This window comes from Pedobacter steynii (assembly GCF_001721645.1).
Taxonomy (GTDB): Bacteria; Bacteroidota; Bacteroidia; order Sphingobacteriales; family Sphingobacteriaceae; genus Pedobacter; species Pedobacter steynii_A.
In genome coordinates this window covers 4,297,792-4,314,472 of record NZ_CP017141.1, presented here as the reverse complement: position 1 = coordinate 4,314,472, position 16,681 = coordinate 4,297,792, and the positions used below count along the sequence as shown (strand labels likewise).

Below are 16,681 nucleotides of genomic sequence, written 5' to 3'. Positions count from 1 at the left end.
TATGCAACTGATAGTTGGAAGTTATCGGGAAGCTACGAACAGAGGAATTCATCTTTACGATTGGTGTGGGTCGGATCAAACATTTAAACCAACAGGCGGTATATCAGGTATTGAGAATCCATCCTACATTTGGATAGCTCCCCAAGCTCCACTCCTATATGCCATAAGTGAAGACAAAGAGGGATCGGCAGGCAAAATTAGTATTTATGAGCTCCAACTAAATGATGGAGAAGCCACACTGCTCAGTTCCATTCCCTTTGAGGCTGCAGGATCCTGCTTCATCAGTACTGATGACGCAGGACGGCACGCCTTTATTGCTAATTACGAAAGTGGAAGCCTTACCGTGGTGCAGCTGCCGGCAGACGGAATCACCGGAGGAGTAGTTCAGCAATTTAAGTTCATCGGAAATGGCCCTGATCCTAAACGCCAGGAACAACCGCACCTTCATGCTGCCTTGCTATCTAGAGACGAACGTTTTTTATATTGCAGCGATCTGGGAACTGATCATCTGTATCGATTTTTATATCAACCGGAAGATCCTCTTCCGCTACAGGCCAACCTGCATTCCTACATAAAACTTCCTTCCGGTTGTGGCCCACGACACCTTACCTTTAGTCCGGATGGGCGATGGCTTTACCTGATCACCGAACTCAGTGCTGAACTATTCGTATTCGATATGGCTGAGCCGGATAACAATTGGTTACAGCAGATAGCAATTAATCCCTCAGGCTATTCGGGGAAGATTGAAGGAGGAGATGTTCAGGTAGATGTTACCGGACGTTTTCTTTACGCATCCAACCGTGGAGATGCTAATGAAATTGTTGTATTTAAGATTAAACCGTTGACCGGTAAATTGCAATTCCGCCAGCGCATAAGTACAGCTGGATTAAGTCCTCGGAGTATACTGATCTGTGAACAATGCGGCTTACTGCTTGCGGCCAATGAGCAGAGTGACAATGTTGTCATCTTTAAAATTCAGCATAACGGCTCCTTGGAACTCACGCCAAATCAACTTCATATTCCTGCACCGACATGTGTTAAAACTGTAAACAATCGAATTAACAGTACTAAAAATCAGATATTATGAAAGAAGTAATGACCGCAGCTTTAAAAACCGCGGAAGGTAAATTTGAGGTAAAACAAGTGGAGCGGGTTAAAATTCCGGCAGAGGATTGGGTTTTGGCCCGTGTGAGAGTATCTGGTATTTGTGGAACGGATCTTCGCCATTGGAAAAAGCATGAACCCGAATTGGAATGTAAAATCATGGGACATGAACTGGCCGGGGAGGTAGTAGAAGTAGGCAGTGAAGTGACAAATGTAAAGCCAGGCGACCGGGTTGTGATCGAGACCTTACTTGGAGACGGCGATTGTGAATGGTGCCGAATTCAGCAATATAATCTTTGTCCAAATCTTTATAAAGTCCGTATGGAAACTGTTTCCCGGGCTTTCGCAGAATACATTATAGGCCCGGCCAACAAATTCTATGTGTTACCAGAAAACGTAAGTTTTGAAGAAGCAACCGTTCTGGATACTTTTGCTGTTTGCCTACATGCCTTGCAGCAAAGTGGCTTAAAAATAAATGATCAGATAGTTATCGTGGGTGCCGGACCAATAGGTATTGGTCAGCTTCAGCTTGCTAAACTTTCTGGCGCGGATGTAATTGTCGTAGATGTGGTAGATTCTTCGCTTGACATGGCGACCGACCTTGGTGCGGTAGCAGTAATTAATAGTGAAAAAGAAGATGTCTACAGCCGCGTTATGGAGCTTACTAAAGGCCGGGGTGCCGATATTACCTTTGAGTGTGTTGGAGGAGAACACATGCAGCAAACATTGGAACTCGCCACAACAGTTACCAGAATTGGAGGTAAGGTAGTTATCGTAGGAGGATTCGATAAAGGAAAAATGCCGATTGAACTCAACTGGCAACAGCTTCAGCTGAGCCAGCTCCAATTGGTTTTTAGTGCCAGTTATGCCTTCTGGAACATTGACCCTGAGATTAAGATCTGCCTGGACTTACTTGAAAAAGGTAAACTCAATGCCAGAAAAATGATTACCCACAGTTTTCCGCTTGCACAAATTAACGAGGCTTTTGAGACAGCTAATGCGAAATCGGAAACCGGGGCCCTGTTTGTCGCACTGATTCATTAACGGGCTAGCCAGAAAGTATAACTTCTGGGTCCCGGATCGCTTGTAGCTATACTTTCTCTGCCTGAGTTGTTGATCTCATTGTAGCATCATCAGTTGCAAGCACAGCTATCTGTAAAGCCTTGTACGCATCTTCGGCTGATATGCCCAATTGTTGAGCCGGGTTTTCCACTTTTCCGATCAGATCGATTAAAATATGCTGGAGACAAGTGCCATAGACAACAGATTTTGGCTGTGGAATTTCAAATGTTCCTGTTATCACCTCCTTTACATCATATTCGATACCGGCACAAAAAACACCATTATTTTTTTCATCAGATGAGCTTCCCCATCCTTCCGGACGGGAAACATCGGTAAGCGCGTCAACGGGAACCACTTCTCCCAGTTTAAATCCCGGAAGGAGTGTTAACATTTCCTTCGTCTGTTCATTTACCAGAGCCTTAATGCTGCCCTTCATCGGCATCCATCCTTCGATCTCCACCTTTGCCAGATCGTATACCAATCTCAAACTGGTTTGTTCAAAAAATCCTGGGCCTGAAAACGAATGGTAATGGCTGGCTATCAGTCCGCCATTAAATAGCACCGTAGCAGACACCTGGTCTTCCTGTCTTTCATTCCGGTAATGCGAACAGCCATAAACCTTGCTCACTTCCTGATCAGTCAAAGCATTAACGATATCAAAAAAATGCACACCGTGTTCAATAAATATACCACCAGAAAGCGTTTTATTCCAAAACCAGTGCCGAGCCGGCAGCAATTCATCCTGTGCGTAATTACTCACCTCTACATGCCGCAGTTCACCAAAAGCTTTTTCCTTACCTAAAGCGATAAACGCCTGAATAACCGGATTATATCTGATCATATGGTCTACCGTCACCACCTTGCCCGTTTCTTTTTGAATTCGCAATATCCGTTCAGCACCTTCATTTGTCAAGGCAATCGGTTTCTCCAATAGAACATGTTTGTTGTGAAGCATTGCCTCACAGGCAATCTCAACATGAAAGGCGGGTGGCGTAGCGACACTTACGATATCAATTTCCTCATGTTCAATTAAATCCTGCCACTTTTTGTATTGCTTTACATCACCTTCCAGGTCATCATCGAGGCTCATATCCGAGATGGCCAGTACCTTAACTCCTTCAAGTTTATCCCACCAATGGTGGAGAAATTTACCAAATCCGCCATAACCGATAATTCCAATATTATATGTTTTCATAATCTAATCACTAACAGTAGGTTTTTATTTCTTTTTCGACTTATAATTCAGAAACACAATCAATCCGACAGCGGCCACCGCAGCTAGCTTTGTGGCGATGCCTTTTGGGTTATACTTCCATTCTACTTTCCAGCCCCGCTCAGCCGCAATATTAGGCAGATATCCCCTGCTGATGTCTTCTATTAGCCCTTCCACCATGTTGACCCGGTCCGCAAGAATCAATGGGATCCAGTGACGGTAACGGTCTTCACTATGTTTGAAGGCGTACCTGCGAATGGCACCGCTAAGTCCGGAGGGCGGCACAGAAGTCCCAAACACCCGGGGCATAGCCGGCCGTTCATTAGACATCAGGACTTCGACATCAACCGGCTGCTGATCTGCATGCTCGTAGTTGATTCTATTGTGGTCATCACCCGTATAATTTTTCATCGGATAAGTAGGTTCATTTTCCGGATCAGCATCCATGCCCCATCCTGGTATATTTTTATAATCTAAATTATTACGTTCCATAATTAAGGTTTTGAAGATGGGATCAATACAGCTTTTATACAATTGTCCAGTTTTGACGAAAACAACCGGTACGCATCTGCAACCTCTTCCAGAGGGACGCGATGTGTGATCAGCCCCTTGGGGTCCAGTCGTCCGGATTGGACATGATCGATTAATTTCGGCAACAGCCTCTTAACTGATGCCTGATTTGCACGGATGGTAATTCCTTTATTCACCACATTACCAATAGGTATCAGGTTAAATGGTGGACCATAAACACCGACGATGGAAACAATACCGCCTTTTTTTACCGAATTGATCGCCCATTGCAATGCTGTACCTGCCCCGGCCTGCATCAGCATGACACGGCCGGTAAATGTCTGCAATGTATTTCCTTCGGCCTCACATCCGACACAATCAATACAAACATCAGCTCCATACCAGTCTGTGGTTTTCTTTAAAAACACCACAGGGTCTTCCATGTCTTTGAAATTATAGGCCTCACATTTGGCATAATTCTTCGCAAATTCGAGCCTGTAGTCTATATGATCAATAATGATTACCCTTGAAGGACCGAAGAACCAGGCGCACCTTGCTGCCATGATCCCGATTGGACCAGCACCAAAAATGACAACCGTATCTCCTTGCTTAATGCCACCCATTTCGGCCGCCTGGTATCCGGTTGGTACGACGTCTGTCAATAAAACCGCGTCATCCGGATCCATGTCGGCGGGTATAACAGTAGGACCTACATCGGCATAGGGAACCCGGACGTATTCCGCCTGCCCCCCGTCAAATCCGCCGGCAGTGTGAGAATAACCAAAGATACCGCCAACAGCTGTAGCCATAGGATTTGACTCATGGCAGTTGCCAAATAAACCCTGCTTACAAAAATTACATCTGCCACAGGCAATATTGAAAGGAACCAATACCTGATCACCAACTTTAAGATGCTGAACCAGGGGGCCAACTTCTTCCACTATACCTGTAAACTCGTGACCAAAAGTGGAACCTACGCGCGTATCTGGAACCATGCCATGATACAAGTGCAAATCCGATCCGCAAATACAGGTACGGGTGACCCTAATAATTGCATCTTCAGGATGTAAAATTTCCGGCATTGGTTTCTGTGTCGTTCTGACCCTATAAGGACCCCGATAATTCATGGCTAGCATAAGCATAAGATTTATGATCAGCCTGAAAACCAGCATGATCAGATTAAATAACACACCATTAACCTGTGGGGTCTTAATTTGTTTAAGGGAATGCATAAACAGGTAATTACCGTATCAATTGCGTCTTATACGAAATGGGCGTTCCATCAGACGGCGGATCCAAATAACAGAAAACGAGGATTTGGGAATACCTTGAGCGCTAAGCTTGACTTTACATTTTCTATCAGGACAATGATACAAGAAAAAAAGAGGGTGTAGAATAGGGCATAAAAACCTTGATATTCTTTTCTTTGATATGACTAAAACGAAAAAACCCTCTAAACTTTTACAGTTAGAGGGTTTTTAAATTGTTGTCGGGGTGGCAGGATTCGAACCTACGACCTCCTGCTCCCAAAGCAGGCGCGATACCGGGCTACGCTACACCCCGAACTGGTATCTTCTTTTTTACTGGCCATTATAAAACCACCTTTCCAGGCAATTTGTGTCGGGGTGGCAGGATTCGAACCTACGACCTCCTGCTCCCAAAGCAGGCGCGATACCGGGCTACGCTACACCCCGAACTGGTATCTTCTTTTTTATTGGTCATTATAAAACTACCTTTCGGGTAATTTGTGTCGGGGTGGCAGGATTCGAACCTACGACCTCCTGCTCCCAAAGCAGGCGCGATACCGGGCTACGCTACACCCCGAACTGGTATCTTCTTTTTTATTGGTCATTATAAAACTACCTTTCGGGTAATCTGTGTCGGGGTGGCAGGATTCGAACCTACGACCTCCTGCTCCCAAAGCAGGCGCGATACCGGGCTACGCTACACCCCGAACTGGTATCTTCTTTTCCCTTTTTCGAAGGGTTTGCAAAGTAAGGATATTAAAATCCGGTCCTTTGTCAAAACATTAATTCAGCGGAGAGGGCGGGATTCGAACCCGCGGTACCGTTGCCAGTACGACAGTTTAGCAAACTGTTCCTTTCGGCCACTCAGGCACCTCTCCTTTTCAATTCTTTTTCAAAAAACGCTCCTGTTTTTCGGGATTGCAAATATAGTAACTTCAACCATTGATCCAAAAAAAATTTACACATTTTGGAGGTAATCTATACGCACATGATAGATGCTCATAAGCATCGTCTTGAAGATCAGCTTTATAGTTTCTAAATCTTTTAAAGTAATATCGCAATTATCTAATTGATTTTGTTCCAATTTATAGTTGATGATCCTTTCCACGATGTCATTTATACTTTGAGCGTCCGGATTTTTTAGGCTTCTTGAGGCTGCTTCGACTGAATCTGCAAGCATTAAAACACCTGTTTCTTTAGAAAAAGGGATAGGTCCAGGATATCGGAAGATGTTTTCATCCACAAATTTCTCCGGAGAATTCTTCAAAAAGGATTGATAAAAATAATCGACCCTGGTATTTCCATGGTGGGTTCTGATGAAATCAATCACACTTTCCGGCAGTTGATGTCTGCGCGTAATCTCTATGCCTTTATGAACATGTTTGATGATGATCTGAGCACTTTGCTCGTAAGGCAGCTTGTCGTGTGGACTGAGGGCTGTATTCTGGTTCTCTATAAAATACTGAGGATTCTCAATTTTACCAATATCATGATACAAAGCACCGGCCCTAACCAGTAATGAGTTCCCTCCTATTTTAAAAATAGCCGCCTCTGCCAGGTTCGCTACCTGCAAAGAGTGCTGAAAAGTTCCCGGAGCCTTAAAAGCAAGCTCTCTCAATAACTTATTATTGGTATTCGTGAGCTCAATCAGTGCGACATCGGAAGTAATGCCAAATAAACGCTCGAAAGCATAGATCAGTGGATAAGCAAGCAGAGAGAGCAATACACTAATAATGAAAGGGACGAAATTAATCCACTCAATCTGACTGAAAGATCCCTCTCTAAGTAAACCAATCCCAACAAAGGAAACAAAATAAGCCGATAGTATAAATAAGGCCGACAATAACAGCTGTTCTCTTTTGATTAGATTTCGGATACTGTAAATGGCCACCATACCGGAAGTGATCTGATAAAACACAAACTCAAAACTGTTTGGCACAAAGAAGCCGGCAATCAGGATCACCAATAAGTGCAGGTAAAGCGCCAGACGGGTATCAAATAAGATCCTGATGATAATCGGAACGATACAAAAAGGAATATAATAGATACTGGGCAGGTTCAGTTTAATGGCCCAGGTTAAACACAAGAGCATGGTCGTGATGACCAGAAGCAGCAGGGACAATTGCCTGTTATCGGCAAAAATATCCTTCCTGAACAGTTTCAAAAAGAACATCAGCAAACTCACAATGAAACCGACCAGCAATATTTGTCCGAAATAAACCAGCTTGCTATCTCCTATGGTTTTGGTTTGCGCCTCATAAGCTTCTTTAAAGGAAAGCAGTTTTTGATAAATCTCATCATCCACCACATTGTCTTTCGCAATGATCAGTTCTCCCTTCTGTACCATCCCCCTGGTAGTAGATAAACTACTTACGGTATTGTTCTGCACAATTGTAGTCAGCTTCTCATCAAAAGTAATATTGGGTGTCAAATGATCTTCAACAAGGTTAACAATCATTTCTTTAACCTTCAGGTTGATGGAATTGTAGTTCTTCTCAAAATATTCCAAAGCCGACTGTACCGTAAATACATCCTGTGTGCTTAAATTCCTGCTGATATTATTGGTCATCAAAGCGAAATCGTAATACTTATTTCCCTTTTGATGTTTTGCATTCATCGCAATAATTCCTCTGGTGTAAATCGCTTCCAGTAATTTAAAGGAAGAAGTTTTATACGCTGCTTTTTCATTTTCAGGAAAAGCATTTGTTTTCCACTTCACATCAAACTCATTCAAATAGGCTTCTTCCACTCCATGGATAAGGTCTTTATTCATCTTATAAATAGGAAGTACATTGTTAAGTGCATCCTTTTTATCAGTGGTTACCTGTGGGGCAGTTTTTAAAATAGCAAAGCTGAAAGGCGAAACCAGGTCTTTATTTTTCCATATTTCACCCTTTTCAAATTCATACCTGAAACGGGGCTGTTTTGGTAAAAACACCGTTATAATCAATACTGAAAGTACCATCATGATGTATTTGATGTTTGATGAATACTTGCGGTAAAGCACCCTGTGGGAATTCTTTTTGATTTTAGCCAAAATGATATTGATTTTATTTCATTCAAAAATAATATAAATTTTCTTCAAATCGTGTTTTGGATGAGGTAATCTCTTGTTTATCTCCACAATTATACTTTACTTTATGATATCAAATCAATATCATTATGTATCAGGAAAAAATCATTACCCCGCCATCCGGCTATTTAACATTCGTATTATTCCTTGTCTTATTGGGCGGTGGAATTTTCGCATTGGCAACAGAACAGTTTGTGATCGGTGCAATCGCCCTGGTCTTGAATTTCATCCTGGTATTACCGGGACTCATCATCAATAACCCAAATGAATCCAAAGTACTTACTCTTTTTGGAAAGTACGTAGGCACAGTAAAGACAGATGGCTTTTTCTGGGTTAATCCATTAACTGTAAAAAAGAAGGTTTCCCTTAAAGCAAGGAACCTGAACGGACATCAGATCAAAGTAAATGACAAACTCGGAAATCCGATTGAAATTGCGGCTGTAGTGGTATGGCAGATTCAGGAAACGGCAAAAGCCATGTTTGCAGTAGAAGATTACCTGCAATATGTGACCATTCAGAGTGAGGCTGCAGTAAGACATCTCGCCAATATTTTTCCCTACGACAATTTCGAAGATGAAGAAGCAACCATTACCTTAAAAGACGGGGCAGAGAAAGTAAGCTCATTACTGGAAGCGGAATTGAGCGAAAGGTTATCAAGAGCAGGAATAGAGGTCATAGAAGCAAGAATCTCTCACCTGGCTTATGCACAGGAAATCGCGAGTGCCATGTTACAACGCCAGCAGGCAACGGCAGTAATTGCCGCACGTAAGCTGATTGTAGAAGGGGCAGTAGGCATGGTTGAGATGGCATTAGAAAGACTTTCAGAAAAGAACATTGTGGAGCTGGACGAAGAACGTAAAGCTGCAATGGTCAGCAACCTGCTTGTTGTACTTTGTGGTGACCGCAATGTACAACCTGTAGTCAATACAGGAACATTATATAATTAATTACCAGGAGTACAAAAAAATCATGTCTGATAAAGATAAAAAAGCTTTTGTGCTTAGGATCAACGCCACCCTGCTCAAAGAGATTGAGAATTGGGCCGGAGATGAGTTCAGGAGCACAAACGGACAAATAGAATACCTCTTAAATGAAGCCTTGAAATCGAGAAGAAAACGAAGAATAAACAAAAATGATACAGACTGAAAATGTTAAAAACAACTGACTTTAACCAGCACATGCCAGTAATTACTTAACTTTGCTTTTAACCAAAATTAAAAGACATTAATGAGAGAAGTAGTCATAGTATCTGCCGTTAGAACACCAATAGGAAGCTTTGGTGGTTCATTATCAGGTTTTTCAGCGACCCAACTAGGTGGTTTAGCGATTAAAGCAGCTGTAGAGAAAGCAGGCATCGCCCCTGCTGATGTTCAGGAAGTTTATATGGGAAATGTGTTATCCGCTAATCTTGGTCAGGCCCCGGCAACGCAGGCCGCAAAATTTGCCGGTTTACCGGATGTTCCAGGTACGACTATTAATAAAGTATGTGCTTCCGGAACAAAAGCCATTATGCTGGCTGCACAAAGTATTGCCTTAGGCCAAAGTGACATCATCGTGGCCGGTGGAATGGAAAGCATGAGCAATGTACCTTACTATTTAGATAAAGCCAGAAACGGATACCGCCTGGGTCATGGTCAGATTACTGACGGACTGGTAAAAGATGGTCTCTGGGACGTATATAATGATTATCATATGGGTTCTGCCGCAGAACTTTGTGCTGCTGACTGCGGATTTACCCGTGAAGAGCAGGATGCTTTTGCCATTGGTTCTTACAAAAAATCACAGGCTGCACAGACTGAAGGTAAATTCGATTCAGAAATTATCGCAGTAGAAGTAAAAGACCGTAAAGGAGAAATCAGCCTGATTAATAAGGATGAAGAGCCATTTGCCGTTAAGTTTGATAAAATCCCGGGTTTAAAACCTGTTTTCAAAAAAGATGGTACGGTAACCGCTGCCAATGCCTCTACTTTAAATGATGGTGCTGCTGCTTTAGTGTTGATGAGTGCGGATAAAGCCAAAGAACTTGGATTAAAACCATTGGCAAAAATCCTTTCTTATGCAGATGCTCAACAGGCACCGGAATGGTTCACTACTGCCCCTGCCAAAGCAATTCCTCTTGCACTTCAGCGCGCAGGAAAAAATATTACTGATGTTGATTATTTTGAGATCAATGAAGCTTTCTCTGTGGTTTCCCTGGCCAATAATAAACTATTGGAACTTGACGGAGAAAAAGTAAATATAAACGGAGGTGCCGTTTCCCTTGGCCATCCGCTAGGTGCTTCAGGTGCGAGGATCGTCGTGACCCTTTTATCTGTACTGGCACAAAACAACGGCACTATTGGTGTTGCAGGAATTTGTAATGGCGGCGGTGGCGCCAGCGCAATCGTTATCGAAAAACTAAGCTAAATGTTTAAGGCTTCAAAACCTTTCCTGCTATTGACCTTTTTATGCTGCGCAATGGCTACAGTCCATGCGCAGCATAGCTTTACGCTGACCAATATCCCGGCGATGGCGAAATACCAGGACTCCCTGATCCAAATCGGTGAACGGACCGCTGAAGCGCTAACCAATCAGGAACGCTTTGCCTCAAATGCACAGTTTATCAAAACGCTGGTAAACGCGTTAAAAACCCCCTCCTCTTTTAACCACTCCTTTGATTCCGTAAAAAGAATCACGGTTCTGAAATCACCAGATAAATCTTTCCGGATTTTCTCCTGGCACTTACCGTTGGATGATGGCTCTTATCGCTACTTTGGAGCGATACAGATAGCCACTAAGGATGGCAAACTGAAATTACACCCCCTTATTGACGGAACTGAAAACCTGAAAGATGCAAATGCGGTTACCAGTAACAAAAACTGGTATGGCGCACATTATTATGAAATCATTCCGGTTATCGTAAACGGTAAAAGCCCTTATTACGCCCTGATCGGATGGAAAGGGAATAATAATAAAACTTCCAAAAAACTGATTGAAGTCCTTTCCTTTGAAAAAGGAGAACCTGTTTTTGGAAAAGCCATCTTCGATCAGAAACAAGATCCCGGCAAAAACAGAATCATTTTTGAATACAATAAGTTAAATTCAATGACATTGATGATGGATAAAGCCACAAATATGATTGTATTTGATCACCTCGCGCCTTTTAATCAGGATATGGTGGGAAATTACGAATTCTACGCATCCGACCTGAGCTTTGATGCGTATAGACTTAGTGGAGGAAGGCTAAAACTCGTTGAGAATGTGGAGCTAAAGAATGCGCCCAACGATCTGGATGAACTTTATATAGATCCCAAAAATAAAAAGATACAACCCATTAAGAAGCTTTAAACCATGATTATGAAGTTTTAATCTACGCTAAAAATTTGTGAGTCTGAGTCTGTGTGCCTATCTTGCGCGATGGTTTATAGCACAGACACAGAAAAATCCTCCCGAAACATTCGTCACCACAATATTTATTCATAAGAACTAACTGAACCATTCTATAAATTATTACACAAAAAAACCAACACATGAATGCACAAAATTTGGATAATCCAAATAACTTTTTTGAGAGTAAGGTATTAGGACACCCTTCGGGATTGTTTGTCCTGTTCTTTACAGAGATGTGGGAAAGATTTTCCTACTATGGGATGCGGGCATTACTTGTAATGTTTTTTACGGCCTCTGTTTTAGGAGACCATCCAGGCTGGGGCTGGCCCCGCGAACATGCGATGTCACTGTTCGGATCTTATACAGCATTGGTTTATTTATCGACTATGCTGGGCGGTTATTTCGCTGATAAACTGATCGGCTTTAGATGGGCGGTAATCGTAGGTGCTTTGCTAATGACCTTAGGGCATGGCTGTATGGCTGTTGAAACCCCATTCTTTATCTACCTTGGATTAGGTTTACTAGTTTTCGGTACCGGTTTTTTCAAACCTAACATGACTTCCATCGTTTCCCTGATGTACAAAGACCATCCTGAAAAGAAAGATGGTGCGTATACCATATTCTATATGGGTGTAAACGCAGGTGCATTCTTCGGAATTCTGCTTTGCGGTTATCTGGGTGAAAAAGTGGGCTGGAGCATTGGTTTTGGTCTTGCCGGAGTATTTATGCTTTTTGGTCTGTTACAGTTTTATTTTATGCAAAACATTTTCGGCACCATCGGTCTGAAGCCTATTAAAGCTAAAGATGTGGTGATCGATAAAGATGATACCGATAAAAGGGTGCCTTTTTCTTCATGGCAGCTGATTATCGTTGGACTTTGTTCAATATTGGGTTTGATCTGGGTGATTAACGATCCTGTTTCTAAAATATCTAAAGGGGCGCAAAATTTATTGAATTTCAACATCTTTGGAATGGAGGGCACGAATTTCACGATTCTTCTTGCCCTGGTATTGTTTCTGTTCCTTTTGTTCTTCCGATTAACACAATATTCAAAAATTACCAGAGACAAATTGTATGCGGTAACTTTCTTTGCCACCTTAACTTTCTCTTTCTTCGCCGTTTTCGAACAGGCTCCAGGAACCTTAACCATCTTCGCAAGAGATTATACGGACCGTGTGTTACAAGGCGATGCAAGTTTGATCTTCCTGATTGCAAATTCATTGATCGCTGTGGTTCCCCTGGGAATCATTACCTGGGTACTGTTCCTTCTATTTGGACAAACCTTTAAAAAATTCGCATTGGCGAACCTGATTTTAAGCGCAAGTTTTGTGATCATCTGGATGATTACCATCTGGATGTTGTTACGGGACTTCTATGGTGCAGGTCATCTGACCTTATCAGATGATACCCTGTCGATGTTGAAAATTGAAAAGGTAAAAGAAAACCTCACGCAAATTCCAGCTTCCTGGTTTAGTGTATTGAACTCTTTATTTATCATTACGCTTGCGCCATTGTTCTCTAAATGGTGGGAAAGTAAATACAATCCCGGAGCAAACGTTAAGTTTGGTATCGGAATGATTTTATTAGGTCTGGGAATGGCATTTCTTGTTTTTGGAGCAAGAGACATCGCTCCAGGTGCTAAAACGGCTTCCGTGAGTATTGTCTGGTTAATCTTTGTTTACCTGTTCCATACCATGGCAGAGCTTTGTATCTCTCCTGTAGGCCTATCTTATGTAAGTAAGCTGGTTCCGGCACGGATGATCGCCTTCATGTTCGGGGTATGGTACCTGGCTATCGCTATCGCGAATAAAGTGGCAGGTATCCTGGGTGAAAATTCAGATGCCATTGCAGCAGAGAAAGGAATCAGCTATTTCTTCCTGATCATTACAGGAGTTGCAGTAGCGATCGGAGTAACTTCCATCCTGCTTGCTCCACTAATCAAGAAACTAATGCACGAAGTAAAATAATACAAAAAAAAAAGCCTTTGGACCTCTCCAAAGGCTTTTTTTGCTCAACAGATAAATTAAATTAAGATATGCCAGAAAATATCAGCCTCGAACAAATCCAGAATTTTAAAGGCAAATACCCTAAACAACTTTGGTACCTGTTCTTCTCCGAAATGTGGGAACGCTTCTGTTTCTACGGGATGCGTGGAATGCTTACCTATTTCATGGTTACACAGCTCCTCATGAGGGATCAGGATGCAAACCTTCAATATGGTGCTACGCAGGCATTTGTATATGCTTTCACCTTTATCGGTGGTTTGTTTGCAGATAAAATTCTTGGCTTTAGAAAATCCCTGTTCTGGGGCGGTATATTAATGATTATCGGAAGTGCGATCTTATCCTATGATCCACATCAGTTCTTTTTCCTCGGAATCAGCTTTACAGTAGTGGGAACAGGTTTCTTTAAACCTAATATTTCGACCATGGTAGGTGCCCTTTACAAAGGAAATGATCCCCGCCGCGATGCAGGTTTCTCTTTATTTTATGCAGGGATCAATATCGGAGGTTTATTAGGTGGTTATGCCTGTATCACACTTGGAAAAACCTATTCCTGGCACCTGGCATTCGGCCTGGCAGGGATCGTAATGACCATCAGCTTACTGACTTTTATCTTCACTAAAAAAAGCCTTGGCCCTATCGGTCTGTCTCCTTTTAAGGATGAAGAGATTAAAGAAATCTTAACGGATGGCATTGATGCAAAAATTCCTTCTGAACCGGTAACGATTACCAGCAAAGCGATAGGCAAAAAATGGTATGACTATGCGGTTTATGCCGGATCATTGGCTATCATTCCTGTTATTATGATCATGGTGGCAAAAACACAGTACACAGACTGGTTTATGTACATTATCGGCCCTGCAACATTGGTGTATATCGTTTACGAAATGACTAAATACAGCTGGGCAGAAGCTAAAAAGTTAATCGCAGCCCTCGTTTTCATATTATTTTCCATTATTTTTTGGGGAATCTATGAGCAAAGTGGTGGTTCAATGGCGCTGTTTGCAGCAAGAAACCTGGACAATAAACTCCTAGGTGTAATCACCCTGGATCCGAATGGAGTAAACAACTCTGCGAACTCTTTCTTCGTTATTATTTTTGCTTTTGTTTTCAGTCTGGTCTGGATTGGTCTGGCTAAGAAAAAGATCGAGCCAAATACCGTTGTAAAATTTGGTTTAGGCTTCTTATTCCTGGCTGGAGGATTCTTTATCCTGTATAGCACCAGATTCTTTGCCAACGCAAGTGGCATCGCTTCACTGGATGCCTTTACGCTATCGTACCTGGTGATTACCTTCGGAGAGCTTTGCCTCTCTCCTATCGGCTTATCGATCATGACCAAGTTATCTCCGGTAAAACTTCAGGGAGTAATGATGGGAATGTGGTTCCTGGCCAGTGCTTACGGTCAGTATGTAGCGGGGATTCTCGGAGCTAACATGGCAAAGGCAGGCGAAAATGATACGACTGTGCAAAAGCTGATCACTTTTACGGATGGTTACAAACAACTTGCTATTTACGCTTTAATTGCAGGAGTGCTGCTGATTATCATCTCTCCTCTAGTGAAGAAACTGATGCAGGAGGTGAATTAATCCGCTGATCAGGCAATTTAACATAAATTAACCCTCAGTATATTCGATATGCTGAGGGTTTTTCGTTTAGAATCCATAATTTCGCTCATTAATTTATTTTACGTGTCAGACAGTCTAATTATAATCCCCACTTACAACGAGAAAGAAAATATTGAAAAGATCATCAGGAAGGTTTTTTCCTTACCCTATTTCTTTGAGATATTAATCATTGATGATGGATCCCCGGATGGAACTGCTGATATTGTTAAGAGGTTACAACAGGAATATCCAGCCTTACACCTGGAACAGCGTACCGGAAAACTAGGATTGGGAACAGCCTACATTCATGGATTCAGATGGGCACTGGAACGTCCTCAATATGAATATATTTTTGAAATGGATGCTGATTTTTCTCATAATCCTGACGACCTGATCAGACTTCGTGAAGCTTGTGTTAATGGTGGAGACCTGGCCATCGGATCCCGTTATGTAAATGGCGTGAACGTGGTTAACTGGCCAATGAACAGGGTATTGATGTCGTACTTTGCCTCCATGTATGTTCGCATCATCACCAGAATTAATATTCAGGATGCAACAGCAGGTTTTAAATGTTACCGCAGACAGGTTTTAGCAACCATTCCTTTAGATAAAATCAAATTTGTAGGTTATGCCTTCCAGATTGAAATGAAGTTCACTGCGATTAAGTATGGCTTTAAAGTAGTGGAAGTTCCAATCATCTTTACTGACCGCACTGAGGGTACTTCTAAAATGAGTACGAGGATTTTCAGGGAGGCTTTCATTGGAGTGATTCAAATGAAAGTATGGAGCTGGTTCAGGAAATACGACCGATAAGCACTAATCTTTATTTTTAGGAGGTTTTCCATCCCTCATCATGGTGCCAAAATCCCAGTCTTTATCCATTGCGGAAACAATTTTGACGATCCTCTTTGTTCTTGTAGGCTCTGTCTTCGCAGAATTTAACCAGTTAATGTACCAGTTCTGATGTGATTTGGGCTGCTTCAGGAAATTTTTTAATAGCTGAGGTTCATCGGATAAGCAGAGTTCAAGATCTTCGGGCATCTCTATTTTGAAGGCGACATCTTCTTCCAATGCAACATCAAGTATTCCACCTTTTTCCTTTTTTAACTTTTTCCGTAAAGTAGCATTTAAAGAAATGATAAAATCGCCCTCGCCCATTGGAACAAGAGCCAGACCTTCGACAGGAACCTGATCAAGCTGTCCTTTCACCCGATAGCTTTTTTTACAGTTTTTCTTGATTTCGTTTGCGGTTGCAAAGGGGATAAAAATATAGGTCCAGCCGGATTTTTCGCCCATTTCTGCGAAACGCTCAATTTCTGCTTTGAAGGTTACCATAATCATAAAGATAAATGATTTGGATTTATCTCTTTAAAAAAAGGAGTATTTTGTTCAGGCTGGAACCTTTGCCTGAAGGGGCAAAATTCCTATGCCCTCACATAAACACTCCTTTTTTTTGATATTGCTCCTATGCGGGGAGGTTAAAGCGGGGTTTATTA

The 16,681-nt window shown here is 42.2% G+C and carries 14 protein-coding genes and 5 tRNA genes; 9 read left to right on the top strand and 10 right to left on the bottom strand.

From position 1 onward, the window contains the following. Position 1: 1 nt before the first annotated feature. Entirely contained in the window at positions 2–1,087 is a 1,086-nt protein-coding gene (locus tag BFS30_RS17835; RefSeq protein WP_069380530.1) for a lactonase family protein, read from the top strand. Next, entirely contained in the window at positions 1,084–2,148 is a 1,065-nt protein-coding gene (locus tag BFS30_RS17830) for a zinc-dependent alcohol dehydrogenase (RefSeq protein WP_069380529.1), read from the top strand. Before BFS30_RS17835 ends, BFS30_RS17830 begins: the two co-directional genes overlap by 4 nt. Positions 2,149–2,194: 46 nt before the next feature. Here the strand turns inward: BFS30_RS17830 and BFS30_RS17825 are convergent, their stop codons facing one another. From BFS30_RS17825 to BFS30_RS17785, 9 genes are all read right to left on the bottom strand, one after another. Then, positions 2,195–3,361, bottom strand: coding sequence for a Gfo/Idh/MocA family protein (locus BFS30_RS17825; RefSeq protein ID WP_069380528.1), 1,167 nt, complete (start codon positions 3,359–3,361; stop codon positions 2,195–2,197). A gap of 24 nt (positions 3,362–3,385) precedes the next feature. After that, positions 3,386–3,871: a hypothetical protein gene (locus BFS30_RS17820; protein ID WP_069380527.1), complete on the bottom strand. Its 486-nt coding sequence runs from the start codon at positions 3,869–3,871 to the stop codon at positions 3,386–3,388. A gap of 2 nt (positions 3,872–3,873) precedes the next feature. Continuing rightward, the gene (locus BFS30_RS17815; RefSeq protein ID WP_069382507.1) at positions 3,874–5,025 is read right to left on the bottom strand and encodes a zinc-dependent alcohol dehydrogenase; all 1,152 of its coding nucleotides are present in this window, start codon (positions 5,023–5,025) and stop codon (positions 3,874–3,876) included. A gap of 353 nt (positions 5,026–5,378) precedes the next feature. Then, positions 5,379–5,452 (bottom strand) — tRNA-Pro (locus BFS30_RS17810). A 57-nt stretch (positions 5,453–5,509) separates the two neighbouring features. Next, positions 5,510–5,583: transfer RNA gene (locus tag BFS30_RS17805), tRNA-Pro, on the bottom strand. A 56-nt stretch (positions 5,584–5,639) separates the two neighbouring features. Continuing rightward, a tRNA-Pro gene (locus BFS30_RS17800) sits at positions 5,640–5,713 on the bottom strand. A 56-nt stretch (positions 5,714–5,769) separates the two neighbouring features. After that, a tRNA-Pro gene (locus BFS30_RS17795) sits at positions 5,770–5,843 on the bottom strand. 84 nt (positions 5,844–5,927) lie between these two features. Then, positions 5,928–6,014: transfer RNA gene (locus tag BFS30_RS17790), tRNA-Ser, on the bottom strand. A gap of 80 nt (positions 6,015–6,094) precedes the next feature. Next, entirely contained in the window at positions 6,095–8,173 is a 2,079-nt protein-coding gene (locus BFS30_RS17785) for an HD family phosphohydrolase (protein ID WP_069380526.1), read from the bottom strand. A gap of 125 nt (positions 8,174–8,298) precedes the next feature. Between BFS30_RS17785 and BFS30_RS17780 the strand changes: the two genes are divergently transcribed. The 7 genes from BFS30_RS17780 (at position 8,299) to BFS30_RS17750 (ending at position 15,998) form a co-directional block, all read left to right on the top strand. Continuing rightward, positions 8,299–9,156: an SPFH domain-containing protein gene (locus BFS30_RS17780; protein WP_069380525.1), complete on the top strand. Its 858-nt coding sequence runs from the start codon at positions 8,299–8,301 to the stop codon at positions 9,154–9,156. 22 nt (positions 9,157–9,178) lie between these two features. Continuing rightward, positions 9,179–9,355 carry an Arc family DNA binding domain-containing protein gene (locus BFS30_RS17775; protein WP_069380524.1) on the top strand — a complete coding sequence of 59 codons (177 nt, stop codon included), beginning with the start codon at positions 9,179–9,181 and terminating at the stop codon, positions 9,353–9,355. 81 nt (positions 9,356–9,436) lie between these two features. Beyond that, the gene (locus BFS30_RS17770) at positions 9,437–10,615 is read left to right on the top strand and encodes an acetyl-CoA C-acyltransferase (protein ID WP_069380523.1); all 1,179 of its coding nucleotides are present in this window, start codon (positions 9,437–9,439) and stop codon (positions 10,613–10,615) included. Continuing rightward, positions 10,616–11,536 (top strand): hypothetical protein, encoded by a 921-nt coding sequence (locus BFS30_RS17765; RefSeq protein WP_083252099.1) that lies wholly within the window; start codon positions 10,616–10,618, stop codon positions 11,534–11,536. It abuts the gene before it with no gap. Positions 11,537–11,718: 182 nt separating this feature from the next. After that, the gene (locus BFS30_RS17760) at positions 11,719–13,545 is read left to right on the top strand and encodes a peptide MFS transporter (protein ID WP_069380521.1); all 1,827 of its coding nucleotides are present in this window, start codon (positions 11,719–11,721) and stop codon (positions 13,543–13,545) included. Positions 13,546–13,613: 68 nt separating this feature from the next. After that, positions 13,614–15,167 (top strand): peptide MFS transporter, encoded by a 1,554-nt coding sequence (locus BFS30_RS17755; protein WP_069380520.1) that lies wholly within the window; start codon positions 13,614–13,616, stop codon positions 15,165–15,167. Positions 15,168–15,269: 102 nt separating this feature from the next. After that, the gene (locus tag BFS30_RS17750) at positions 15,270–15,998 is read left to right on the top strand and encodes a polyprenol monophosphomannose synthase (protein ID WP_069382506.1); all 729 of its coding nucleotides are present in this window, start codon (positions 15,270–15,272) and stop codon (positions 15,996–15,998) included. A gap of 3 nt (positions 15,999–16,001) precedes the next feature. Here BFS30_RS17750 and BFS30_RS17745 read toward each other — a convergent pair whose 3' ends face one another. Next, positions 16,002–16,526, bottom strand: coding sequence for a YdeI/OmpD-associated family protein (locus BFS30_RS17745; protein WP_335645339.1), 525 nt, complete (start codon positions 16,524–16,526; stop codon positions 16,002–16,004). Between the last annotated feature and the right edge of the window lie 155 nt (positions 16,527–16,681).

Bases quoted from the DNA above. Each gene is read 5' to 3' on its own strand.
- BFS30_RS17835 (WP_069380530.1), top strand. From the start codon at position 2: ATGCAACTGATAGTTGGAAGTTATCGGGAAGCTACGAACAGAGGAATT.
- BFS30_RS17830 (WP_069380529.1), top strand. From the start codon at position 1,084: ATGAAAGAAGTAATGACCGCAGCTTTAAAAACCGCGGAAGGTAAATTT.
- BFS30_RS17825 (WP_069380528.1), bottom strand. From the start codon at position 3,361: ATGAAAACATATAATATTGGAATTATCGGTTATGGCGGATTTGGTAAA.
- BFS30_RS17820 (WP_069380527.1), bottom strand. From the start codon at position 3,871: ATGGAACGTAATAATTTAGATTATAAAAATATACCAGGATGGGGCATG.
- BFS30_RS17815 (WP_069382507.1), bottom strand. From the start codon at position 5,025: ATGCTAGCCATGAATTATCGGGGTCCTTATAGGGTCAGAACGACACAG.
- BFS30_RS17780 (WP_069380525.1), top strand. From the start codon at position 8,299: ATGTATCAGGAAAAAATCATTACCCCGCCATCCGGCTATTTAACATTC.
- BFS30_RS17775 (WP_069380524.1), top strand. From the start codon at position 9,179: ATGTCTGATAAAGATAAAAAAGCTTTTGTGCTTAGGATCAACGCCACC.
- BFS30_RS17770 (WP_069380523.1), top strand. From the start codon at position 9,437: ATGAGAGAAGTAGTCATAGTATCTGCCGTTAGAACACCAATAGGAAGC.
- BFS30_RS17765 (WP_083252099.1), top strand. From the start codon at position 10,616: ATGTTTAAGGCTTCAAAACCTTTCCTGCTATTGACCTTTTTATGCTGC.
- BFS30_RS17760 (WP_069380521.1), top strand. From the start codon at position 11,719: ATGAATGCACAAAATTTGGATAATCCAAATAACTTTTTTGAGAGTAAG.
- BFS30_RS17755 (WP_069380520.1), top strand. From the start codon at position 13,614: ATGCCAGAAAATATCAGCCTCGAACAAATCCAGAATTTTAAAGGCAAA.
- BFS30_RS17745 (WP_335645339.1), bottom strand. From the start codon at position 16,526: ATGATTATGGTAACCTTCAAAGCAGAAATTGAGCGTTTCGCAGAAATG.